Source organism: Nocardioides immobilis (assembly GCF_003515065.1).
Classification (GTDB): Bacteria; Actinomycetota; Actinomycetes; order Propionibacteriales; family Nocardioidaceae; genus Nocardioides; species Nocardioides immobilis.
Genome location: NZ_QXGH01000044.1, coordinates 1 through 21473, shown reverse-complemented (window position 1 = coordinate 21473; position 21473 = coordinate 1). Strand labels below are relative to the sequence as shown.

General features: G+C 70.0%; 22 protein-coding genes and 1 pseudogene. 7 read left to right on the top strand and 16 right to left on the bottom strand.

Translation table 11 applies throughout. From position 1 onward, the window contains the following. Window positions 1–5 precede the first annotated feature (5 nt). A complete protein-coding gene (locus tag D0Z08_RS28995; RefSeq protein ID WP_220454432.1) occupies window positions 6–1049 on the top strand; it encodes a LacI family DNA-binding transcriptional regulator in 1044 nt (347 codons plus the stop codon). A 6-nt stretch (window positions 1050–1055) separates the two neighbouring features. Here D0Z08_RS28995 and D0Z08_RS28990 read toward each other — a convergent pair whose 3' ends face one another. The 6 genes from D0Z08_RS28990 to D0Z08_RS33235 all read right to left on the bottom strand — a co-directional run bounded on the left by D0Z08_RS28990 (window position 1056) and on the right by D0Z08_RS33235 (window position 5659). Further along, complete coding sequence (locus tag D0Z08_RS28990; protein ID WP_118928767.1) at window positions 1056–1829, bottom strand: enoyl-CoA hydratase-related protein; 774 nt, start codon at window positions 1827–1829, stop codon at window positions 1056–1058. Between the two features lie 44 nt (window positions 1830–1873). Then, window positions 1874–2473: a rhomboid family intramembrane serine protease gene (locus D0Z08_RS28985; RefSeq protein WP_118928766.1), complete on the bottom strand. Its 600-nt coding sequence runs from the start codon at window positions 2471–2473 to the stop codon at window positions 1874–1876. Between the two features lie 64 nt (window positions 2474–2537). Then, on the bottom strand, window positions 2538–3032 hold the full coding sequence (locus tag D0Z08_RS28980) for a class III extradiol ring-cleavage dioxygenase family protein (protein ID WP_118928801.1): 495 nt from the start codon (window positions 3030–3032) through the stop codon (window positions 2538–2540). After that, window positions 3029–3892, bottom strand: a complete 864-nt coding sequence (folP, locus tag D0Z08_RS28975; RefSeq protein ID WP_220454431.1) for a dihydropteroate synthase — start codon at window positions 3890–3892, stop codon at window positions 3029–3031. Before folP ends, D0Z08_RS28980 begins: the two co-directional genes overlap by 4 nt. Then, window positions 3889–4815 (bottom strand): glucosyl-3-phosphoglycerate synthase, encoded by a 927-nt coding sequence (locus D0Z08_RS28970; RefSeq protein ID WP_245994619.1) that lies wholly within the window; start codon window positions 4813–4815, stop codon window positions 3889–3891. Before D0Z08_RS28970 ends, folP begins: the two co-directional genes overlap by 4 nt. A 334-nt stretch (window positions 4816–5149) precedes the next feature. Then, window positions 5150–5659 carry an N-acetylmuramoyl-L-alanine amidase family protein gene (locus D0Z08_RS33235; RefSeq protein WP_245994618.1) on the bottom strand — a complete coding sequence of 170 codons (510 nt, stop codon included), beginning with the start codon at window positions 5657–5659 and terminating at the stop codon, window positions 5150–5152. 572 nt (window positions 5660–6231) lie between these two features. On the opposite strand from D0Z08_RS33235, the gene D0Z08_RS28960 reads away from it, so the two are divergent. After that, window positions 6232–7701, top strand: a complete 1470-nt coding sequence (locus D0Z08_RS28960) for a sugar transferase (protein ID WP_118928764.1) — start codon at window positions 6232–6234, stop codon at window positions 7699–7701. A gap of 62 nt (window positions 7702–7763) precedes the next feature. Here D0Z08_RS28960 and galE read toward each other — a convergent pair whose 3' ends face one another. The 5 genes from galE to D0Z08_RS28935 form a co-directional block, all read right to left on the bottom strand. Then, window positions 7764–8768: a UDP-glucose 4-epimerase GalE gene (gene galE, locus D0Z08_RS28955; protein WP_118928763.1), complete on the bottom strand. Its 1005-nt coding sequence runs from the start codon at window positions 8766–8768 to the stop codon at window positions 7764–7766. 98 nt (window positions 8769–8866) lie between these two features. Then, window positions 8867–9238: a phosphomannose isomerase type II C-terminal cupin domain gene (locus D0Z08_RS28950; protein WP_245994616.1), complete on the bottom strand. Its 372-nt coding sequence runs from the start codon at window positions 9236–9238 to the stop codon at window positions 8867–8869. A 119-nt stretch (window positions 9239–9357) separates the two neighbouring features. Then, window positions 9358–9639, bottom strand: coding sequence for a DUF2516 family protein (locus D0Z08_RS28945; protein WP_118928761.1), 282 nt, complete (start codon window positions 9637–9639; stop codon window positions 9358–9360). An 83-nt stretch (window positions 9640–9722) separates the two neighbouring features. Then, window positions 9723–10289 (bottom strand): hypothetical protein, encoded by a 567-nt coding sequence (locus D0Z08_RS32795; protein ID WP_220454439.1) that lies wholly within the window; start codon window positions 10287–10289, stop codon window positions 9723–9725. Between the two features lie 45 nt (window positions 10290–10334). Further along, complete coding sequence (locus tag D0Z08_RS28935; protein ID WP_281271791.1) at window positions 10335–10754, bottom strand: helix-turn-helix domain-containing protein; 420 nt, start codon at window positions 10752–10754, stop codon at window positions 10335–10337. A 137-nt stretch (window positions 10755–10891) separates the two neighbouring features. Between D0Z08_RS28935 and cysC the strand changes: the two genes are divergently transcribed. Both cysC and D0Z08_RS28925 read left to right on the top strand, forming a co-directional pair. Then, window positions 10892–12757, top strand: a complete 1866-nt coding sequence (cysC, locus tag D0Z08_RS28930; protein ID WP_245994615.1) for an adenylyl-sulfate kinase — start codon at window positions 10892–10894, stop codon at window positions 12755–12757. Then, a complete protein-coding gene (locus D0Z08_RS28925) occupies window positions 12754–13788 on the top strand; it encodes a sulfite exporter TauE/SafE family protein (protein ID WP_118928758.1) in 1035 nt (344 codons plus the stop codon). Before cysC ends, D0Z08_RS28925 begins: the two co-directional genes overlap by 4 nt. On the opposite strand, the gene D0Z08_RS28920 is transcribed toward D0Z08_RS28925, so the two are convergent. Continuing rightward, the gene (locus D0Z08_RS28920; RefSeq protein ID WP_118928799.1) at window positions 13773–14957 is read right to left on the bottom strand and encodes a nucleotide sugar dehydrogenase; all 1185 of its coding nucleotides are present in this window, start codon (window positions 14955–14957) and stop codon (window positions 13773–13775) included. The genes D0Z08_RS28925 and D0Z08_RS28920 overlap by 16 nt on opposite strands. Before the next feature lie 267 nt (window positions 14958–15224). Continuing rightward, a pseudogene (locus D0Z08_RS33800) lies at window positions 15225–15737 on the bottom strand (DUF4143 domain-containing protein); the annotation flags it as partial. Window positions 15738–15966: 229 nt separating this feature from the next. Here D0Z08_RS33800 and cysD point away from each other — a divergent pair. From cysD to D0Z08_RS28900, 3 genes are all read left to right on the top strand, one after another. Beyond that, window positions 15967–16881 (top strand): sulfate adenylyltransferase subunit CysD, encoded by a 915-nt coding sequence (gene cysD, locus D0Z08_RS28910; protein WP_118928756.1) that lies wholly within the window; start codon window positions 15967–15969, stop codon window positions 16879–16881. Further along, complete coding sequence (locus D0Z08_RS28905; protein ID WP_245994613.1) at window positions 16881–18140, top strand: sulfate adenylyltransferase subunit 1; 1260 nt, start codon at window positions 16881–16883, stop codon at window positions 18138–18140. Before cysD ends, D0Z08_RS28905 begins: the two co-directional genes overlap by 1 nt. Before the next feature lie 228 nt (window positions 18141–18368). After that, window positions 18369–19424 carry an LCP family protein gene (locus tag D0Z08_RS28900; protein WP_118928755.1) on the top strand — a complete coding sequence of 352 codons (1056 nt, stop codon included), beginning with the start codon at window positions 18369–18371 and terminating at the stop codon, window positions 19422–19424. 22 nt (window positions 19425–19446) lie between these two features. Here D0Z08_RS28900 and ygfZ read toward each other — a convergent pair whose 3' ends face one another. The 3 genes from ygfZ to D0Z08_RS28885 are packed head-to-tail and all read right to left on the bottom strand — an operon-like array spanning window position 19447 to window position 21321. Next, window positions 19447–20376 (bottom strand): CAF17-like 4Fe-4S cluster assembly/insertion protein YgfZ, encoded by a 930-nt coding sequence (ygfZ, locus tag D0Z08_RS28895; RefSeq protein ID WP_118928754.1) that lies wholly within the window; start codon window positions 20374–20376, stop codon window positions 19447–19449. After that, the gene (locus D0Z08_RS28890; protein ID WP_118928753.1) at window positions 20373–20834 is read right to left on the bottom strand and encodes a Fur family transcriptional regulator; all 462 of its coding nucleotides are present in this window, start codon (window positions 20832–20834) and stop codon (window positions 20373–20375) included. Before D0Z08_RS28890 ends, ygfZ begins: the two co-directional genes overlap by 4 nt. Continuing rightward, window positions 20827–21321, bottom strand: a complete 495-nt coding sequence (locus D0Z08_RS28885; RefSeq protein ID WP_118928752.1) for a heme-binding beta-barrel domain-containing protein — start codon at window positions 21319–21321, stop codon at window positions 20827–20829. The genes D0Z08_RS28890 and D0Z08_RS28885 overlap by 8 nt, the downstream gene beginning before the upstream one ends. Between the last annotated feature and the right edge of the window lie 152 nt (window positions 21322–21473).

Below are 21473 nucleotides of genomic sequence, written 5' to 3'. Positions count from 1 at the left end.
CCAGCGTGAGCCAGCCGCCGAGCGACCCCGGAAGCGCGCCGGGCGACGCGCCTACGCTCGACGAGGTCGCGCGTCTCGCGGGGGTGTCGCGGGCGACAGCCTCCCGGGCGATCAACGGCGGCATCCGGGTGTCCCCCGGCGCACGCGCCGCGGTCGAGTCAGCGGTCCAGACCCTGGGCTACACGCCGAACCCGGCCGCCCGCAGCCTGGTGACCCGCCGTACCGACTCGGTCGCCCTGGTCGTCCCGGAGCCGGACGAGCGGGTCTTCACCGACCCGTTCTTCGTCCACACCCTGAGGTCCGTCAACCGGGTGCTCATGCCCCGCGACCTCCAGCTCGTGCTGCTGCTCGCCCGGCCCGGCGAGGAGGAGCGCCGGATGCTTCGCTACCTGCGCCGTCGCCACATCGACGGCGCGATCGTCGTCTCCCACCACTCCGGCGACCGGCTCGCCGAGCACCTGGCGTCGCTGGCGCTCCCGTGTGCGTTCGTCGGCCGGCCCTGGACCGGCGCCGACAAGGTGGCGTACGTCGACACCGACAACACCGCCGGCTCCCGGCTGGTCACCCAGCGGCTGATCGACCGGGGCTGCCGCCGGATCGCGACGATCGCGGGGCCGGTGGACATGGCGGCCGGCATCGACCGGCTCGAGGGGTGGCGGTCCACGCTCCGCGACGCGGGGCTGCCCGACGACGCCGTGGCCTACGGCAACTTCACCGAGGTCGGCGGCCAGGAGGCGGCCGTCGAGCTGCTCGCGAAGCACCCCGAGATCGACGGCCTCGTCGTGGCGTCCGACCTGATGGCCATCGGCGCGATGCGCGTGCTCGCCGAAGCAGGACGCCGGGTGCCCGACGACATCGCCGTCACCGGCTACGACGACCTCGAGATCGCCGAGCGTGCGAACCCCCCGCTGACCACGGTCCGCCACCCGGTCGGCGAGATGGCCGAGCACGCCACCCGGCTGCTCCTCGAGCAGATCGAGGGTGTGCGGGAACCGCAGCCGATCCGGGTGATCTTCCCGCCTGCCCTGGTGGTGCGAGCGAGCGGGTAGCCGCCCTCAGTCCTTCCCGAAGACCGGCTTCTCCTTGGCCAGGAACGCCCGCACGCCCTCGGCGAAGTCGGGCCCGCCGTAGACCTCGCGCAGGACCCGCTCCTCGTCGGCGGGCGCCGACTCGACGACCCGCGCGCGGGCGAGCAGCTGCTCCTTGGTGACCCGCAGCGTGACCGGCGAGGCCTGGACGATCCCGTCCACCAGGCTGGCCACCTCCCGGTCGAGCGCGTCGCGGTCGTCGACGCAGCCCAGCAGGGCACCCGCGGTGTAGGCCCGGTCGGCGCCGACCAGCCGCGACGCCAGCAGCATCTCGCGGGTCAGCGACTCCCCGAACACCGCGGCGCAGCGGTAGAGCACCGGTGCCGACAGCGCGTTGCCGAGGGTGCGGGCGATCGGGTAGCCGAACCGGCTGGCTGCCGTCGCCACCCGGAGGTCACAGCTGGTGGCCACGGCGAGGCCGCCGCCGACGCACACGCCGTCGATCGCGGCGATGGTCACCTGCGGCAGCGCGAAGAGGCCGTCGAGCATCTCCCGGATCCAGGTCTCGTACTCGACGACGTCGTCGGTCTCGACGAAGTCGGAGATCTCGTTGCCGGCGGCGAACGCCTGACCGCCGGCGCCCCGCAGCACCACCACCCGTACCTCGCGATCGGCGGCCGTGTCGATCCAGAGCTGCCGGAGCTCGCCGTACATCGCCCGCGTGAACGCGTTGCGGCGGTGCGGGCGGTTGAAGGTGATGTCCAGGACGCCGTCACGGCGCTCGATCAGCAGGTCGCTCACGGACCGCTACGGTACGGCGGCGCCGGCTCGTTGCGAGAGGCGGTCTAACGGTTGAGCCGGGTTCCGACCTCAGCCAGCCGCTCGTTGGTCAGGAGCATCGCCGCCAGCGCGCCCCCGATCGCGCCGAAGAGGTGGCCCTGCCAGGAGACTCCGGGCTGTCCGGGGAGCACCCCCCACAACGCACCGCCGTACAGGACCAGCACGACGATGCCGAGCGCGATCTCCCACAGCTGCTTGTTCACGATCCCCCGGATCGCCAGGTACACGATCCACCCGAAGATCAGGCCCGACGCACCGATGTGGTTGGAGTTGCTGCCCGCCACCAGCCACACGCCCAGCCCGCCGACGACCCAGATCACGGCCGTGGCGGCCAGGCCGCGGATCAGGCCGGTGGCGAGGGTGAGGAAGCCGAGCACCAGCACCGGCCCGGTGTTGGCGGAGATGTGGTCCCAACCGCCGTGGAGGAACGGCGCGAACACGATGCCCAGCAGTCCCTCGTCCGACCTCGGTTGCACACCGTGCCGTTGCAGGCTGTCGTCGCTCGCGGTGTCGACGATCTCGATCGCCCAGAGCAGCGCGGTGAACGCGCCCGTGGCGAGCGCCGCCTGCTGCCAGGACGGGATCTCACGGCTCCTGATCTCCACGGACCCAGTGTGGCGGTGCCGCGCAACCTGTGCTGGAAAAGCTGGATGAGCGCAGTGCAGCGGCCTACCTCCAGCTGATGACCCAGTACTGCACGCCGTACGGCGCCGCGTCGTAGGCGACCTCCGCAGTGTCGGCGGGCGTCAGCAGCTCCCCCAGGGTTCGGATGCCCTCGACATCGGCCCACATCTCCTCGGCCAGCCGCGCGTCGATGGCACTGAGCGCGGTGGGGAGGGGCTCGAGCAGCGCGCGGCGCAGGTCGTCGTCGAAGACCTCGGCGCGCTCGTCGAAGTCGCCGGGCGCCTTGGACGTGCGCTTGGCCGAGCCGTTGCCGACGACGAGGATGCCGGTCGGCTCGTCCGCGGACTCCTCCGCGCCCGCCTCCGCCACCAGATGGCGGGCGACCCGCAGGCCCGGGTCCTGGCCGGTCACCACGCGCACCCGCGGCCCGAGGTCCGTCACCGCCGCGAGGCAGGCCTTCCGCAGGTCGGCTACCGGGTCCTCGATGGAGGAGTACGACGGCAGCAGCGCCGGCACACCCGGCACCAGAGCGATCTTCATGCCAGCCCCCGGATCGCCCGCTGTGGCGGCCGGCGACCGGCGATCGTCCACACCATGTCGACGACCTGGCGGGTCTCCACGACCTCGTGCACCCGGTAGATCCGGGCGCCCGCGAGCGCGCACACCGCCGTCGCCGCGAGAGTGCCGACCAGCCGCTCCCCGACCGGCAGGTCGAGGGTCTCGCCGACGAAGTCCTTGTTCGAGAGCGACACCAGCACCGGCCAGCCGGTGTCGACCATCTCCCCGAGCCGGCGGGTGACCTCGAGGGAGTGGAAGGTGTTCTTGCCGAAGTCGTGGGCCGGGTCGATGACGATCGACTCCCGCGCCACGCCCGCGGCGAGCGCCCGCTCGGCGTAGCGGACGGTGTCGTCGATGGCCGCGGCGACCACGTCGTCGTACTCGATCCGGAACGGGCGGGTGCGCGGCGTGACGCCGCCGGTGTGGGTGCAGATGATGGCGGCGCCGTGCTCCGCAGCCACGTCGACCAGCTCCGGGTCGGCGCCGCCCCAGGCGTCGTTGAGCAGGTCGGCGCCGGCCGCGCAGACGGCCGCGCCCACCTCGGCGCGCCAGGTGTCGACCGAGATCACGAGCGACGGGTACGACGACCGCACCCTCGCCACGAGGTCGACGACCCGTTCCTTCTCCTCCGCTGCCGAGATCTCCTGGCCCGGCGCCGCCTTGATGCCGCCGATGTCGACGATCTCCGCGCCCTGCTCGACGACCGCTGCGACCCGCGCGAACGCGGCGTCCTCGGCCCAGGTGGCGCCCTGGTCGTAGAAGGAGTCGGGGGTGCGGTTGACGATCGCCATCATCAGCGTGGCGTCGTCGGCGAACGAGTGCCGGCCGAGCTTCAGGGTCACAGCAGACCCTTCGCCGGCGGCCGCTCGACGACCTCCACGACCCGGTCCAACGGCACCGGTCCCGGCAGGAACTGTCGCAGGATCGCCGAGTCGGCGCCTTCCAGGATGCGCCGACCCGGCGCTCCTCCGGAGACGAGACGCGCCGACTCGGCACGGGCCAGCGCGCCAGCCAGGATCTGCACGGCCATGGTGCCGAGATCCAGGAGGGGCTGGTGGCCGTGGGACCGGGTGCCCAGGTCGACCTGCGCGATCGCGGAGGCCCCGTGTGCGGCGGCGGTGTCGACCAGCGCCGCTAGCTCGACGGCGTACCCGGTCGGCACCGACAGCGACGCGAAGTGGGAGCGGCGCACGGCCCACTCGCCGGCGAGCGGCTGCACCAGGTCCTGCAGCGCGGGGAACAGCAACGAGATCAGCGGTCTGGCGACGAGCTCGGTGACCCGGCCGCCGTCGAGCGGCCCCTGCTCACCCGGCCGCTCGTAGTAGCCCTTGACCAGCTGGACCTCGGGCCACGCGAGCAGCGGCCCGAGCAGGCCGGGCACGAAGTGGGTGTCCCAGTCGGTCAGGTCGGCGTCCATGAACACGATGAGGTCTCCGTCGGTCACGAAGAGCGACTTCCACATCGCCTCGCCCTTGCCCGGGTGGGTGCCGAGGTCCGGCCGGATCTCCGATGCGCGGTGCACGTCGGCACCGGCGGAGGCCGCGACGTCGTACGTCGCATCGGTCGAGTCGCTGTCGATCACGACGATCTCGTCCACGAGCGAGACGGTCTCGACCAGGCGCTCGCGCACCCTGCCGACGACGCCGCCGACGGTGCCGGCCTCGTTGCGCGCCGGAACGACCAGGCTGACCCGGGTGTCGCCCTTCGCCTCGAGGAGATCGTCGAGCGTCCAGTCGTCCCAGTGCGCGGTGTGGATGCCGCTCACGCGCACCCCGAGGATTCGACGGGCATGACGGCGACACTACCGACCTGGCGACAGTCCGCTTCCGGCAACCGCAAATGTCCAGACCAGATGGCGATCCGCTGGTTCACGAGGCAGACTTGGCCCCCTCGGGACGACCTGCATGCGAGTTTCTCTGGGGGAAAGGTTCCGGGGTCCGGATGCGAGCTCTCCGCAGATGGATGAGGAAGGCCCGATGTCGGGCGAAGTACGGTCGCGCCTGCCCGCACGGCGGCCACTACGGCGGCAAGCGTCGCAACTCGATCACCAGTGCGCAGACGCACTCCCGCAAGCCCACCAAGGAGCAACGCTCGTCGGCTCACAAGGCCAGGAAGCGCTCGATCGCCGACGCCAACGCGGACGCGTAGGCCCTCCGACCTGCGGCGCTGGTCATCAGCACCGCGTCGCCCGGGTCGCGCATGTTGCCCAGCTCGACCATGACGGTCGGGATGTCGGCCAGGTTCAGCGTGCCGAGGTCCCCACGGACGTCGATCCCGTCGCTGCCGGCGTACGTCGACGGCGCCAGCCCCTCCGCGACCAGCGCGTCCCTGACCACCTCGGCCAGCCGCAGCGACGGCGCGGCGATGTCGGTCGTCCACGGCGCTCGCGACTCCGGCGCGATGACGTGGAACCCGTGGGCACCGCCTGCGTAGGTGCCGTCCGCGTGGATGCTGACCTTCAGGTCGGCTGGCGGGCCCGGTCGGCCGGGGTTGCCCGCGCGACCCCGCTCGTCGATGCACGGGCCCCACCCGCTCGCGTCGTTCGTCGACCGGGTCAGCAGGACCCGGGCCCCGAGTCCCTGCAGCGCCTGCCGCGCTGCCCTCGCCACTTCCCAGGTGAGCGTCGCCTCCGGATAGCCCCCGTCGGTCGCGGTCCCTGTCGTGTTGCAAGGCTTGGTGAACCCGCCCGCGTCGACGGGCTGTTCACCTCGGCGGGGAACGCGGCGTTCCCGAGCTGGTGCCCAGGATCGAGTACGACGACCCGGCCCGCCAGCGGCAGCGCGGGATCGACCGTGGGGGCGGTCACGGTGGAGCGGGGACCGGACGGATGACCGGTCGAGGTGCCTGGCTCAGGCGCTTCGCTCGACGCCCCCGGGCCGGTGTTCCCCGTCGGGTCCGAGCACGCTGTTGCCACCAGACCGACGGGGACGAGCAACGCGATCAAGATCACCACGCGCACGAATCGCAGGATCGGGTGCGGAGCGCGAATCATGGGAGAACGACCCTACGGCGTCTCGAGATCGGCGGTATCTGAGGTGGCGATTCTGGCCAAAACGCCGCCGGTCTAGACAAAACCCTGCAAGGTGTAACCCATCAATAGGCAGGTCGTTGGACCTGCATGTCGGCCAGGGGAAAGCACCATCAGTAGTCCCCGCGACGAAACGACAGCTGAGGTGATCACGTGACGGCAGTGATCGGACACACTGCTGCCTTGCGCCGCGAGGCGCTGGCCCGCCCTGCGAGTCGCTCCCTCCGGTTCCTCCCTGGCGCCCTGATCCTGCTCGACAGCGCCGTGATCGCGACGGCCGCCGGCCTCTCCTCGTTCCTCGAGGACGGCATGCCGCTCTTCGACCCGCAGGCCCACGACGACCTCGCCGGCTCCACGACCGGACCGCTGCTCGTGCTCGGCTGGGCCATGGTCATCGCCTTGGGCGGCGGCTACCGGCGGCAGGTGCTCGGCGGCGGCAGCGACGAGTACAAGCGGGTCCTCAACGCGAGCCTCGCCCACACCGGGCTGCTGGCCCTCATCCTGTTCATCACCCAGGCCGACGTCTCCCGCGGGTTCTTCCTGCTGCTCTTCACCCTCGGCGTGCCCGGCCTCCTGCTCTCCCGCTGGGGAGCGCGCAAGCTGCTCCAACGAGCCCGCAGCGCCGGCCACCTCGGCGTACCGGTCCTCATCGCCGGGTCACCAGAGCACGTCGACGACATCCACGGCGTGCTCGACCGCACGGCATGGCTGGGCTACCGCGTGATCGGTGCGGTGACCCCGCCCGGCGACGCCAGCCACACCGTCGGCGGCGTACCCGTGGTCGGCACGACCGACGACGTCGCGCGCGCCGCCCTGCAGTCCGAGGCCCAGGTGATCCTGTTCGCCGGCGGCGGGTCGACCTCCGCGCAGGACCTCCAGGAGAAGGTCTGGCAGCTCGAGGAGCGCGGCATCGACGTCGTCGTCGCCCAGAGCGCCACCGGCATCACGATCAGCGACCGTGCCTCCTTCCGTCCGGTCGGCGGGCTCCCGCTGATGCACCTCGGTGCGCCGGCGTGGGCGCAGGCCACCCGCATCGGCAAGCGCACCTTCGACGTCGTCGGTGCCCTCGGCCTGCTGGTCGCCTTCAGCCCGCTGTTCCTCTTCATCGCGCTGCGGATCAAGCTGCACGACGGCGGCACGGTCCTCTTCCAGCAGTCACGGGTGGGACGCCAGGGCGTGCCGTTCCGCTGCGCGAAGTTCCGCACGATGGTCGTCGACGCCGAGGACCTGCTCGCGGCCCTCCACGTGGCGACGGGCTACGACGGCGGCCTGTTCAAGATGGCGCACGACCCCCGGATCACCAAGCCCGGCCGGTGGCTGCGTCGCTTCTCCCTCGACGAGCTCCCGCAGCTGTGGAACGTCGTCCGCGGCGACATGAGCCTGGTCGGCCCGCGCCCGCCGCTCCCCCACGAGGTGGCGCGCTACGACGTCGCCGCCCGGCGCCGGCTCCACGTGCGCCCCGGCATGACCGGCCTCTGGCAGGTCTCCGGCCGCTCGGACCTCTCCTGGGAGCACGCCATCCGGCTCGACCTCTACTACGTCGACCACTGGTCGATGCTGCAGGACCTCAACATCCTGTGGCGCACCCTCGGCGTCGTCATCATGGGCCGCGGCGCGTACTGACCGCCGAAGTGTCACGGTTGGCCCTCCGAAGTGTCGCGGGACCAAGATCGACACTTCGCGGGTCACTCGTAGCCGAGGACCGATTTCCGCTTCTCGCCCCAGGCCAGCGCAGAGGCGATCGCCTCGTCCAGCGTCGCCTCGGTGCGCCAGTCCAGCAGCGCGGCCGCCTTGTCCGCGTTGGCGAACGCACCCACCCCGTCGCCCGGCCGCGGCGGCGCCTCGGTGGTCGGCACCGGCTTGCCGACGACCCGCTCGACAGCGGCGATCAGCTCCTTGACGGTGACCCCGTCGCCACCGCCGATGTTGATGTAGGAGTACGGCGCGCCCTCGGCCTCGATGACCTCGTCGAACCTCTCCACCCCGCGCACGTGCGCCTTCGCCAGGTCCCACGCGTGGATGTAGTCGCGGATGCCGGTGCCGTCGCGCGTCGGCAGGTCGGTGCCTGTGATCGTGAACGACTCGCGGTAGCCCAGCGCGGTCTGCGCGAGCAGCGGCACCACGTGCGTCGCGTCCTTGACGTGGTAGCCGGTCTCGAGGTCCGGGTCGGTGCCGATCGGGTTGAAGTAGCGCAGGATGATCGCCCGCAGCGTGGTGGCCTTGGCGATGTCCTCGAGGACCTGCTCCATCATCCGCTTCGTCCGGGCGTACGGCGAGGTCGGCGCGACCTCGTCGGTCTCCCGGACCTCGAAGGCCGGCTGCAGCGCGTAGAGCGACGCCGTCGAGGAGAACAGGATCCGCGGCTTGCCGAGCTTCTCGAGCTCGTCGAAGAGCTCCAGCGACTTGGCGACGTTGTCGCGGTAGTACTCGTAGGGCAGCTCGACGGACTCGGGTACGACGATCCGCGCGGCCATGTGGATCGTGGCCTCGATCTCGGGGTTCTCGTCGACGACCCGGCGGACCAGCGCGCGGTCGGCGATGTCGCCCTCGTAGAAGGTCCGGCCCTCGGTGAACTGCCGCGGCCCGACCAGCAGCGAATCGAGGAGGACGGGCGTGTGGCCGGCCTGCTCCAGTGCCTTCGAGGTGATCGAGCCGAGGTAACCGGCGCCGCCGGTGACGAGAACCTTCATGGCGCCTGACTCTAGGGCCTCCCGCCAACCGGGCCGAGGAGGAGGCCCAGGCAGCGAGCGAGGCGGCCCGCGGGCAGTGAGTCAGCGGAGCAGGGAGGTCAGTTGACCTCGACCCGCCCGTAGTCGTCCTCGAGCCGGCAGATGTCGTCCTCGCCGGTGTAGGAGCCGTGCTGGACCTCGATGATGACCAGCTTCTCGTCGTGCTCGTTGGTGATCCGGTGCGGCTCGCCGATCGCGACGTTGACGGAGTCGGCGACGTTCAGCACCCGGACGGCTCCGTCGATCACGCAGGTGGCGGTGCCGGAGACCACGGTCCAGTGCTCGGCGCGGTGCTCGTGGGTCTGGTACGAGAGCCGGGAGCCGGGTTCGACGACGATCCGCTTCACCTTGAAGCCGTCGCCCTCGTCCAGCACCTGCCACGAGCCCCAGGGCCGAATTGCGCTGTCACCGATCACAGGTCCCACTCCCACGCCGTCGTCATGTCTGCCCACGGCGCCCCCACAGGCGCCGGCAATCCCTACCGTAACGACGGCGGGGATACCGAGGGTACGGAACGAGAGAACATATGTTTACGAAATCGGTGAGCTCGTCAGCGACGGCGCAGACCCGCAAGGGCGGGCCGCACATCGGCGAGGTAGACGAGCGCGGCGATCGTCATCGCCAGGTTCACGATCGTGAGCGGCAGCGGCAGCAGCTGGAGGACCACCGCGACGCCGAGCAGGATGCACCACGTCGGCTTGTTGAGCTTGTCGGCGGCCAGGTAGGACTCCGCCGAGTAGAGCAACGCGTTGACGAACGCGAATATCTTGATCACGAGCAGCACGAAGAACACGGCCAGCGACACGTAGCCCTCGAACACAAACACATCCATGATGCCCCGATCCTAACGGCCAGAAATGGAGCGAGGCCCCGAGGGATCACCCTCGGGGCCTCACCGGCAGCTGAGCTGCTAGATCACTTGGCAGCGGTCTTCTTGGCCGGAGCCTTCTTGGCCGGCGCCTTCTTGGCGGGGGCCTTCTTGGCCGGGGCGTTCTTCGCCACGGAGCCGGGCACCGAGGCCGGGGCCTTCACCGCGTCACCCTTGCGGAGCTTGATGACGACGGACTCGCCGCGCTTGGCGAGGTCGGCGTAGGTGCCGGTCACGGTCGACACGTTCTCGTCGTACCGGCTCTTGACGGTCGTCTGGACCTTGGTCGGCAGCGCCTTGGCGTCGGCCTGGAGCTCGGAGAGCTTGGCCTCGAACTTCGCGCGGATGTCGTTGAACTGCGCGACAGCCTTGTCCTGCAGGCTCTTCGGCTGCGGGACCTCGAACTCCTTGACGGACTTCTGCACGTCAGCAACGCGGGCGTTGACCTTGGTCTGGACCTCGGTGACGTAGCCCTTGACCTTCTCGACGGCCAGGTCGGTCGCGCCGACACCGGCGTACAGCGGCTTGGCGGCAACCTCGGGGACCTCGGGGAGGTCGATCGACTTCAGGTCCACCTTGGGGACCTCGAACTTCGGAAGCTCAAACTTCGGCATGGTGAATAACACCCTTCTTCTGTGTTGGGGGAGTGGTGCTTGATTTCAGGAGGTGGCGGTCGTCTCGTCGGCCTCACTGTGCACATCGCTGTCGACGGGTGCTGTGGGTTCAGGCACAACGTCGGCCTCGTTGAGCGCCAGGAACGACGAATAGACATCGAGGAGCGACTGCTTCTGCCGCTCGGTGAGGCCGGTATCGCCGAGTACGGCGAGCTCGACCGACCCACCCACGCCGTCATCCGGGTTGAGAATGCCTGCCCGGATGTAGAGCTGCTCCGCCGAGATGCGCAGCGCCTTGGCAATCTGCTGCAGCACCTCTGCCGATGGCTTGCGGAGCCCACGCTCGATCTGGCTCAGGTACGGGTTGGAGACACCGGCCTGCTCGGCGAGCTGCCGCAGGGAGAGGCGCGATTGCGTGCGCTGCTCCTTGAGGTAGTCACCCAGTGCGCCGACCGTCTCGGTCACCCTTGCCTTCACCATGGGTCCCATAGTGCTAGCAATAGTTAGCACTTGCAAGCTGAGACAGCGTGAACTGGTTCACAGCTGGGCAAGCGCGTGAGGTAATGCCTACTGTCTTGCTTTGGTTTGGCAAGATACGCAGGGTGTCCAACCCGCCCCTGCCTCAGCACTGCCCGTCGCCGCGCGAGCTGGACGACCTCGAGCTGCTGTCGGCCGGCGCGATGGCGCCCGTCCTCGGCTTCAACGAGCCGGGGAGCCCGGTCATCCTCGCCCTGCCCGACGCCCTCGCCGACGAGGTCGCGGCCGGCGGCGCGGTCGAGCTGGTCGACCCCGAGGGCCTGCCCCTGGCCACCGTCAGTGGTGGCGGCGGCGCCGGCTGGTCGGTCACCCCGCTGACGCACGCCCAGTACGGCCCGTTCCGCCGTCTCTACCTGCGGCCGTCCGACGTCCGGGAACGGTACGCCGGACGCTCGTTCGTCACCGTGACCGACGCGATGACCGACGAGCAGGTCGCGCAGCTGCGCGAGCTCGGTGACGTCGCCGTGCTGGCGCTCGTCGGCCACGGCACGCCGGCCCTGTCCGCGGTCGGGCTGCTGCGCGCGACGCTGCGGGTCGCGGACCTGGTCGCGGCCGAGGGAGGCGCGATCGACGTCGTCGCCGTACCCCTGGCCGCCCACGGCGAGGCCCTGCGGGCCCAGGTGGTCGCCAACTACGCCGGCACCAACCCCGTCATCGACCTCGCCCCCGGCGGCGCTCCCACGGCCGAGGTGGCCGAGATCGTCCGCGCCGACCGGCCGCCGCGGGACGAGCAGGGCCTGGTCATCTTCTTCACCGGCCTGTCCGGCAGCGGCAAGTCGACCCTCGCCCAGGCACTGATGGACCGCCTCCTCGAGCACGGCGGTCGCTCCCTGACCAGCCTCGACGGCGACGTCGTACGGCGGAACCTGTCCGCCGGCCTCACCTTCTCCAAGGCGGACCGCGAGACCAACATCCGTCGGATCGGCTGGGTGGCGGCCGAGATCTCGCGGCACGGCGGCGTCGCGGTCTGCAGCCCGATCGCGCCGTTCGACGAGACCCGCCAGCAGGTGCGGCAGTACGTCGCCGACGCCGGCGGGGCGTTCTTCCTCGTCCACGTCGCGACGCCGTTGGAGGAGTGCGAGCGCCGCGACCGCAAGGGCCTCTACGCCAAGGCCCGTCGCGGCGAGATCCCCGGGTTCACCGGCATCTCCTCGCCCTACGAGGAGCCGCAGGACGCCGACGTACGGGTCGACACCACCGGCCGCACCATCGACGACGCGCTCGACGACGTCCTCGTGGCACTCCGCGGCGCGGGCTACCTCGACCTCGTCGACGACGAGGCGCCGGGCGCCGGGCGCGCACCGGAGCAGGCGGTCGACCTGCCCGGCATCCCGACGCCGGCCGCCGACGTCGCCGACGGCGCGCGTGCGGCCGCCGGCAGCCTCAGCATCCTGTTCGTCTGTACGGCGAACATCTGCCGCTCGCCGTACATGGAGCTGCGTGCCGACGCCTTCCTGACCGACGACCCGACCGCGGTCCAGTTCGCCAGCGCGGGCACCCACGGATTCGTCGACCGCGGCGTCGACTCCACCATGGCCCGGGTCCTCCTCAGCCGGGGCGTCAGCGACGAGCGCCTCGCGTCGTTCCGCAGCCGGCCGCTCACCCGCGAGCTGGTGGAGGCGGCCGACCTGGTGCTGACCGCCGAGACCAGCCACCGGCACTTCGTGCTCGAGGAGGCTCCGAGCGCGTTCCGGAAGGTCTTCACGCTCGGTCAGTTCGCCGAGTCGGTCGCGCGCATCGACGAGACGCTGGTCGGGCGCGAGCTGATCGCGCACGCCGGGCACCGCCGCGCCACGGGCACCGCCGCGCACGAGGTCGGCGACCCCTTCAACCGTGGGCGGGCCGCTGCCGAGCAGGCCGCCGACCAGGTCGACGGGCTGTTGCGCGTCGTCGTGCCCCGCCTCGCGGGTACAGGAAGGACCAACCCATGAGCGAGCTGCTCACCCTCACCGCGCTGTCCATCATGACGGCCGGGTTCTTCGTCGGAGTCGTCGTCGGACTCACCGGCATGGGCGGGGGCGCGCTGATGACCCCGGCGCTGATCTTCCTCGGGGTCGGGCACACCGCGTCGATCGTCACGGCGGACCTCACGGCCGCCGCGATCTACAAGACCGGTGGTGCCCTGACCCACGCCAGGGAGGGATCGCCGAACCTGCGCCTGGCAGCGTGGCTGATCGCCGGCTCGGTGCCGATGGCGTTCGTGGGCCCCTACCTGGTCGACGGGCTCACCGACGACCCCGAGCAGCTCGAGAGCACTCTCAAGCTCTGCATCGGCATCGCGCTCCTGTTCGCGGCGTCCACCTATGCCCTGCGGCTCTACATCAACCTGCGCCGGGTGCGCAGCGGCGCCGCCACCCCGGACGAGAACCCCCGGATCCGGCCGGTCCCGACCCTGCTCGTCGGCATGCTCGGCGGCTTGCTGGTCGGCATCACCAGCGTGGGCTCCGGCTCGGTCATCATGATCGCGCTGCTGATGCTCTATCCCGGGCTGTCCGCGGTGAAGCTGGTCGGCACCGACCTGGTGCAGGCGGTGCCACTGGTCCTCAGCGCCGCGATCGCCAACATCATGATCCACGGCCTCGACTGGGCGCTGCTCATCCCGCTGGTGATCGGCTCCGTCCCCGGCACGATCATCGGCAGCCGGATCGCGCCGCGGGTGCCGCAGTCCTACATCCGTCGCGGCATCGTGGTCGTGCTGACGATGTCCGGCATCGCGCTCCTCTTCAAGGCCGGGCTGCACCCCTTCGGCGAGGGTCACGAGACCCTCGAGGCGGTCGTGGTCGCCTTGGTCGGCATCGTGATGCTGGTGCTGGTCCCGGTCGTGTGGGGCATCCTGCGCAAGCAGACCGGCCTGCCGATGTTCGGCGCGCCGACGGTCGCCGAGCTGGAGAAGCTCCCCGGCGACCGCAAGGCCAAGAAGGCTGCCGCGGCGAAGAAGCCCGCGCCTCAGTCCCGGCCGTAGATGTCGCGGGTGTAGACCCGCTCGCTGACGTCCGCCAGCGCGTCCGTGCGCCGGTTGGCGATGATCACGTCGGCCCGCGCCTTGAACTCGTCGAGGTCCCGCACCACTTCGGAGTTGAAGAACGAGTCCTCGTCGAGCTCGGGCTCGTAGATGAGCACCTCGACGCCCTTGGCCTTGATCCGCTTCATCACGCCCTGCACCGACGACATCCGGAAGTTGTCCGATCCCGACTTCATGATCAGACGGTAGACGCCGACGACCGCCGGCTTGCGGCGCAGGATGTCGGCGGCGACGAAGTCCTTGCGCGTGGTGTTGGCGTCGACGATCGCGCTGATCAGGTTCTGCGGCACGTCGCGATAGTTGGCCTGCAGCTGCAGCGTGTCCTTCGGGAGGCAGTAGCCGCCGTACCCGAAGGACGGGTTGTTGTAGTGCGCGCCGATCCGCGGGTCGAGGCCGACGCCCTCGATGATCTGCCGGGTGTCGAGGCCGTGGGTCGCGGCGTACGTGTCGAGCTCGTTGAAGTAAGCGACGCGGAGTGCCAGGTAGGTGTTGGCGAACAGCTTGATCGCCTCGGCCTCCGACGGCTCGGTGACGACGATCGGTACGTCGTCGTCCAGTGCTCCCTCGACGAGCAGTTCGGCGAACCGCCTTCCGAGAGCGACCGCGGCGCCGGAGCGGGCGGAGGCGCCGATCACGATGCGGGACGGGTGCAGGTTGTCCCGGAGCGCGCGCCCCTCGCGGAGGAATTCGGGCGAGAAGATGAACGTGGCGCCGGGATGCTCCCGGCGCATCCGCTCGGTGAAGCCCACCGGAACCGTCGACTTGATGACCACGGGGGTGTCCCGGTCGATCTCGAGGATCTCGCTGATGACCGTCTCGACCGTCGAGGTGTCGAAGAAGTGCGTGCGCTCGTCGTAGTCGGTCGGGGTGGCGACGACGACGAAGGCGGCGTCGGCGTAGGCCAGTGCTGGTTCGACGGTCGCCTTGAGGTCGAGCGGCCGGTTGCGCAGGTAGTCCTCGAGCTCGGGGTCCTCGATCGGGGACACCCGGTCGTTGACCTGGTCGACCCTGACCGGGTCGATGTCGAGGGCGACCACCTCATGGTGCTGCGCCAGGATCACGGCGTTCGCCAACCCGACGTAACCGGTACCGACAACGGCAATCTTCACGCGGTCACGGTACGACACCCGGGGAATCGCCGGGCAGTTTGAGACAACCTCCCGATGAACGGCGAGTAGCGCGAGGGACGATCCTCAGGTCGGCCACTCCCACAGCGCAGAGATCGGCAGGCCCCACATGCCGGGGCGGTACTTGAACCCCACGGGCGCGGTGTTGAGCACGATCCCGCCGCGGAACCGCGACCCCGCACGGACGGCCAGCGCCTCGAGCGCGCGGAACTGGTGCGGACGGAAGCTGGCCGCGGTGCGGATCTCGATCCCGTAGACGGTGTCGTCCGGGAGCTCGACCAGCACGTCGACCTCCAGGCCGTTGCGCTCGCGCAGGTGCCCCAGCCGGTACTCGACGTCGCTGGCGTCGCGCTGCCGGAGCAGCTCGACCAGGGCAACGCCCTTCAGCAACGGCGCCAGCCGGCTGCGGCCCTCCAGCTCGGTCAGCCGGGGCGCCGTCACCCCGGCCAGGTGGCGGGCGACGGCCGGGTCGTCGAAGAGGAGGAGGGGCCGCCCGATCGCCCGCTTCGCCACCGATGCGCGGGTGCCCGGCAGCATCCGCACCAGGCCAAGCCGCTCGACGACGTCGATGTACGGCGAGATCGTGGTCGCCGGGATCCCCGACGCTGCCGCGAGCCGGGCCTTGTTGAGCTCGGCCGACGGTGGCCGGGCCATGGCCGTGATGAGCGCCAGCAGCCGGGCGGGGTCCAAGCGCCGCACCGAACGGGCGGCGCCGTACGCCAGCCGGTGGAGCTCCTCGTCGATGCCGTGCTCGCGGGCCATGAGGGCGACGTACTCGGGCACGCCCCACGGCGAGCGCACCTCGTCCGGGACGGACGCACGCGACCCGAGCCGGACCACGAAGTCCCTCTCGTTGGTCGAGCCTGTCGAGACCGTCGCGACTGTCGAGACCTCCCGCACGGACGCACCCTATCGGCCAAACTCGTAGATTTGTCTACGCGCGTCGCGAGAATGTCACGCTGCAAGGCTGTGCATGGCACGATGTGGCGCCATGACCCAGACCCATAGCGACTACCGCTTGAGCCAGCTGGATCAGCTCGAAGCAGAGTCGATCCACATCTTCCGCGAGGTAGCGGCCGAGTTCGAGAAGCCGGTCCTGATGTTCTCGGGCGGCAAGGACTCCATCGTGATGATGCGCCTCGCCGAGAAGGCCTTCTACCCGGCGAAGATCCCGTTCCCCGTGCTCCAGGTCGACACCGGCTTCGACTTCCCCGAGGTGCTCGCGACCCGGGACAACTGGGTCAACCGCCTCGGCGTGCGGCTGATCGTCGCCAGCGTCGAGCAGGCGCTCGCCGACGGCATCGTCGTCGACGACGGCAAGACCAGCCGCAACCGGCACCAGATCGGCACCCTCCTCAACGCGATCGAGGAGAACGGCTTCACCGCCGCGTTCGGCGGCGGCCGCCGCGACGAGGAGAAGGCGCGCGCCAAGGAGCGGGTCTACTCCCACCGCGACGAGTTCGGTCAGTGGGACCCCAAGATGCAGCGCCCGGAGCTCTGGAACCTCTACAACGGCCGCATCCACGAGGGCGAGCACATGCGGATCTTCCCGATCTCCAACTGGACCGAGCTGGACATCTGGGACTACATCGGCCGCGAGGGCATCGAGATCCCGTCCATCTACTACTCGCACCAGCGCAGCGTGTTCGAGCGCGACGGCATGCTGCTGACCGAGAGCGAGCACAACCCGTGCCGCGAGGGCGAGGTCGCCGAGGAGCGCACCGTGCGGTTCCGCACCGTGGGCGACCTGACCCTCACCGGCTGCGTCGAGAGCACGGCGTCCACGATCGACGAGATCATCGCCGAGGTCGCGGTCGCGACCGTCACCGAGCGCGGCGCGACCCGTGGGGACGACCGGTTCTCCGAAGCCGCCATGGAAGACCGCAAGAAGGAAGGCTACTTCTGATGAGCACCACGAACATGGACCTTCTCCGGTTCGCCACGGCCGGCTCCGTCGACGACGGCAAGTCCACCCTGATCGGCCGGCTGCTGCTCGACTCGAAGTCGATCTTCGCCGACCAGCTGGAGGCCGTCGAGGCCACCAGCGTCTCCAAGGGCTACGACTACACCGACCTCGCGCTGCTGACCGACGGCCTGCGCTCGGAGCGGGAGCAGGGCATCACCATCGATGTCGCCTACCGCTACTTCGCGACGCCCAACCGCAAGTTCATCATCGCCGACACCCCGGGGCACGTGCAGTACACCCGCAACATGGTGACCGGTGCGTCGACCGCCGACCTCGGCCTGGTGCTCGTCGACGCCCGCCAGGGCCTCACCGAGCAGTCCCGCCGGCACGCGGTCATCCTCTCGCTGCTCCGTGTCCCGCACCTCGTGCTCGCGGTGAACAAGATGGACCTCGTCGACTACTCGCAGGAGATCTACGAGAAGATACACGCCGAGTTCACGACGTTCGCGACCAAGCTGAACATCCCGGACCTCTCGGTCATCCCGATCTCGGCGCTCAATGGCGACAACGTCGTCAACCGGTCCGAGAACATGCCGTGGTACTCCGGTCCCACTCTCATGCACCACCTCGAGCACGTCCACGTCGCGTCCGACCGGGACCTGATCGACGCCCGGTTCCCCGTGCAGTACGTCGTACGGCCGAAGTCGGACGAGTTCCACGACTACCGCGGCTACGCGGGCCAGGTCGCGGGCGGCGTGCTGAAGCCGGGCGACGAGGTCGTCGTCCTGCCCTCCGGCATGACGTCGCGGATCTCGAAGATCGACCTGTTCGACCAGGAGATCACCGAGGCCTTCCCGCCGATGTCGGTGACCGTCCACCTCGAGGACGACGTCGACGTGTCGCGGGGCGACATGATCGCCCGGGTCAAGAACGCTCCGGAGCCGCGTCAGGACATCGACGCGATGGTCTGCTGGATGACGACGACGCCGCTCAAGCCGCGGCAGAAGCTCGCCATCAAGCACACCACCCGCACCGGTCGCGCCCTGGTCAAGGACATCCAGTACCGCCTGGACGTCAACACCCTGCACCGCGACCAGGAGACCAAGGAGCTCGGCGTCAACGAGATCGGCCGGGTCCAGCTGCGCACCACGGTGCCGCTGCTGAGCGACCCCTACGCGAAGAACCGCGCGACGGGCTCGTTCATCCTGATCGACGAGGCGACCGGCGTGACCGTCGGCGCCGGCATGATCAACAGCTAGTACGACACGTCCGCCGAGCTTGTCGAGGCGCCTCGACAAGCTCGGCGACCGTCAGTTGCCGCTGACCTTGACGACCGCGGCGAGCACGTGGGTCGGCGCCACCTTCTTGTCGGGGTAGCCGTCGGCGGCGGACTCGACCGCCCAGCGGCGATACCGGCCATGGCACTATAAGAACGACGCTGGGGGGCATCGCCCTTCCTCCCAGATAGACCAGGAGAGAGACGCCACGTGGAACTGCCCCCGGACGCTCCCGCCCAGGAACCGACCGAGAACGCGGACCAGACGAAGCGTCACCGTGCAGCAGTTCCCGGCTGGGTACGGCGACACAAGGCGCTGACCGTCCTGTGCCTGCTCGCCCTCGTGCTCACCATCGGAGTCGGCTCGTGGGTGTACGTGCTGAACAGCAAGATCGACGACATCCCCCGCTTCGACGCCGACTTCGACCGCGACGACCGGCCCTCGCGGAGCCAGCCGGAGGAGGCCCTCAACGTGCTGCTCGTCGGGGTCGACGCCCGGGACGACAACATCCGAGAGCTGCTGACGGACAGCGACCCGGCGACGGGCATCCGCAGCGACACGATGATGATCTGGCACCTGTCCGAGGACCACCAGTCCAGCCAGGTGGTCTCGTTCCCACGAGACTCCTGGGTCGACATTCCCGGGCAGGGGGAGGACAAGCTCAACGCAGCGTTCTCGCTGGGCGGTCCCGAGCTACTGGTGCACACGCTCGAGGACACGCTCGACATCTACATCGACCACGTGGCGGTGGTCGACTTCGAAGGCTTCCGCGGCATCACCGACACCCTCGGCGGCGTCGACCTCGAGACGGCCGAGGGCGGCAAGGAGCACTTCGACGGGAAGGAGGCGCTGGAGTACGTCCGGGAGCGGTACTCCCTCCCCGGCGGCGACTTCGACCGGATCGACCGCCAGCAGAACTTCCTGCGCCGGGTCCTGTTCGACGCGACCCGGAGCGGGACCCGGATGAACCCGGTCACCGTCACCAACCTGATCGGCGACCTCGGCAAGCTGCTGATCCTCGATGACGACTTCACGAACAACAAGATCCGCTACCTGGGCCTCGACGTCGTCACCCAGGGCGCCGGCGATGTCGACTGGATGACCGCCTTCAACGACGGCACCGGCTACGAGGGCGCGGCGAGCGTCGTCTACCTCAACATCGAGAAGTCCCGCGAGCTGATGGCGGCGATCTCGAGGGACAAGTTCGACGAGTACCTCGAGGACAACACGATCGACCGGCTGCCGAAGCCGGAAGACGTCAACTGACGCGAGCCATCAACCGACGCCGTCAGCGTCGGAAGTGCAGGCCGACCTCGGGGTCGACGACAACCTCCTGGGCGACGGGCATCCCTTCGACGACGAGGGGGGCGTCGGTGGGGAGGTTGCGCTTGAGGAGGGCGAGGGCGATCGGGCCGAGCTCGTGGTGGCGGGCCGACGAGCCGAGCCTGCCGATGACCTTGCCGGACTCGTCGGTGACGTCCGCGCCGACGGCCGGGAGCCGGTTCTCGGAGCCGTCGAGGTGCAGCAGGGTGAGCCGCCGCGGCGGCCGCCCGAGGTTGTGCACGCGGGCGACCGTCTCCTGGCCGCGGTAGCAGCCCTTGTCGAGGTGGACGGCCGGGCCGATCCAGCCGACCTCGTTGGGGATCGTCCGGTGGTCGGTGTCGATGCCGAAGCGCGGCTCGCCCCGCTCGATCCGGAGCGCCTCGAACGCCCACAGGCCGGCCGCGGGGTCGGCAGCCTCGGCGTACGCGCCGAGCTGGTCGCGCGGCACCAGGTCGTACTTGCCAGAAGGCCGCCAGGCGACCGCGACGTCGGCGGTGACGTCGGCGACCTCGACCTGCATGAGGAACCGCATCCGGTCGAGGAACTCGACGAGGGCCGCGGCAGCGCCAGGCTCGGTGTGCGCGGTGAACGCCTCCCCGTCGTCGACACCGGCGAACGCGTGCTCCACGTGCCCCTGCGGGCTGAGCACCAGGGCCTGCGTCCACACCCCGGGCTCGAGCCCCTCGAAGACCTGGGTGGTCAGCGAGTGGAGCCAGGTCAGCCGGTCCGGGCCGCTGATCCGTACGACGTCGCGGTGGGACAGGTCGACGAAGCCCTCGCCGGCGGCCAGCGCCCGCTGCTCGCCGTACAGGGAGCCGTAGTGCGCGGCGACCGGCGCGTCGATGCCGTCGCCGGCAACGGCACCGCTCAGCTTCAGCAGCGGGCTCGCGGTCATTGCTTCTCCTCGCAGTCGTGGCATCGTCCGAACACGGTCAAGTGCCCCAGGTCTGGGGAGAACGCATGGCGGGTGGCCAGTGATTCCACGAATGGCGCGGCATCTTCGGCCGGGACCGAGATCACCTGGTGGCAATCACGGCAGACCAGGTGGAAGTGCTCGTGGCCCCGGGTCGAGTGGTACGTCGGCGCGCGGTCGCTGAGGTGGGCGTGCCGAACCAGTCCCAGCTCCTCGAGCACCTCGAGCGTGCGGTAGACGGTCGACGCGTTGACCGTGGACGCGTGCTGCCGGACCTGGGCGAGCACCTCGTCGGGCGTGGCGTGACCCAGCTCGTCGACGGCAGCCAGGATCAGCTCGCGCTGAGGCGTCAGCCGGTAGCCCTTCTCCCGCAGGGCCAGCCGCCAGTCGGATCTCGAGACGGTCGCTTCGGGACCTCCTCGATCAACGGGATCAGGCACGTCGCAACCTCGCCCACAGGTGCGGTTGCAGCGGCTGGCCCATCGCGGCCATGTCGAAGGCGTAGAGAAGGTCGCCCTCGACGTTGCCGTAGAGCCGCTTGCCCCCGACGTACTCCTTGGCCGAGTCGGTGCGGGCGACCGCGTCGGTGACGATCTCGAGCTTGCCGGAGGCGGCGTCGCCGTACCAGATCTCCACGAACCCGGTCATGTGCGTCAACAGCACCTCGACCTTGCCCTCGGGCCGCGCCCGGATGAACCCCGTCTCCTGCGCGGCGTCTCGCACCTTGTTGCCCTCCTCGTCGACGATCCACGAGCGTGCCAGGTAGTGGAAGAAGGGCCGGCCGTCCTGCTGGAAGATCAGCTCCTGGCCGTACTGGAACGGCTCGATCGTCGGGTAGTCGCCGTGGCCGTTGCCCCGCCAGGTGCCGAGCAGCCACGCGATCGGACCGCAGTCGGGGTGCAAGTTCTCAGGAATCTCGAAGGCCACGATCAGCCAGTCTAGAGAGCCACGCCCTAGCCTCGACGTTTCACGGGGCGGCTCGCTGAGCGGTTCGGTGCCGTGGCGCTGATCGGGATCCGTTTCGGGCGTGCGCGATCGCCGGCGCTGGTGCCGCCGGTTCTCCGGGTCTTGGTCGTGGG

Coding starts and splice junctions, on each gene's coding strand:
- D0Z08_RS28925 (WP_118928758.1), top strand. CDS start 12,754: ATGAGCGAGCTGCTCACCCTCACCGCGCTGTCCATCATGACGGCCGGG.
- cysD (WP_118928756.1), top strand. CDS start 15,967: ATGACCCAGACCCATAGCGACTACCGCTTGAGCCAGCTGGATCAGCTC.
- D0Z08_RS28945 (WP_118928761.1), bottom strand. CDS start 9,639: ATGGATGTGTTTGTGTTCGAGGGCTACGTGTCGCTGGCCGTGTTCTTC.
- D0Z08_RS28980 (WP_118928801.1), bottom strand. CDS start 3,032: ATGAAGATCGCTCTGGTGCCGGGTGTGCCGGCGCTGCTGCCGTCGTAC.
- galE (WP_118928763.1), bottom strand. CDS start 8,768: ATGAAGGTTCTCGTCACCGGCGGCGCCGGTTACCTCGGCTCGATCACC.
- D0Z08_RS28905 (WP_245994613.1), top strand. CDS start 16,881: ATGAGCACCACGAACATGGACCTTCTCCGGTTCGCCACGGCCGGCTCC.
- D0Z08_RS32795 (WP_220454439.1), bottom strand. CDS start 10,289: ATGCCGAAGTTTGAGCTTCCGAAGTTCGAGGTCCCCAAGGTGGACCTG.
- ygfZ (WP_118928754.1), bottom strand. CDS start 20,376: ATGACCGCGAGCCCGCTGCTGAAGCTGAGCGGTGCCGTTGCCGGCGAC.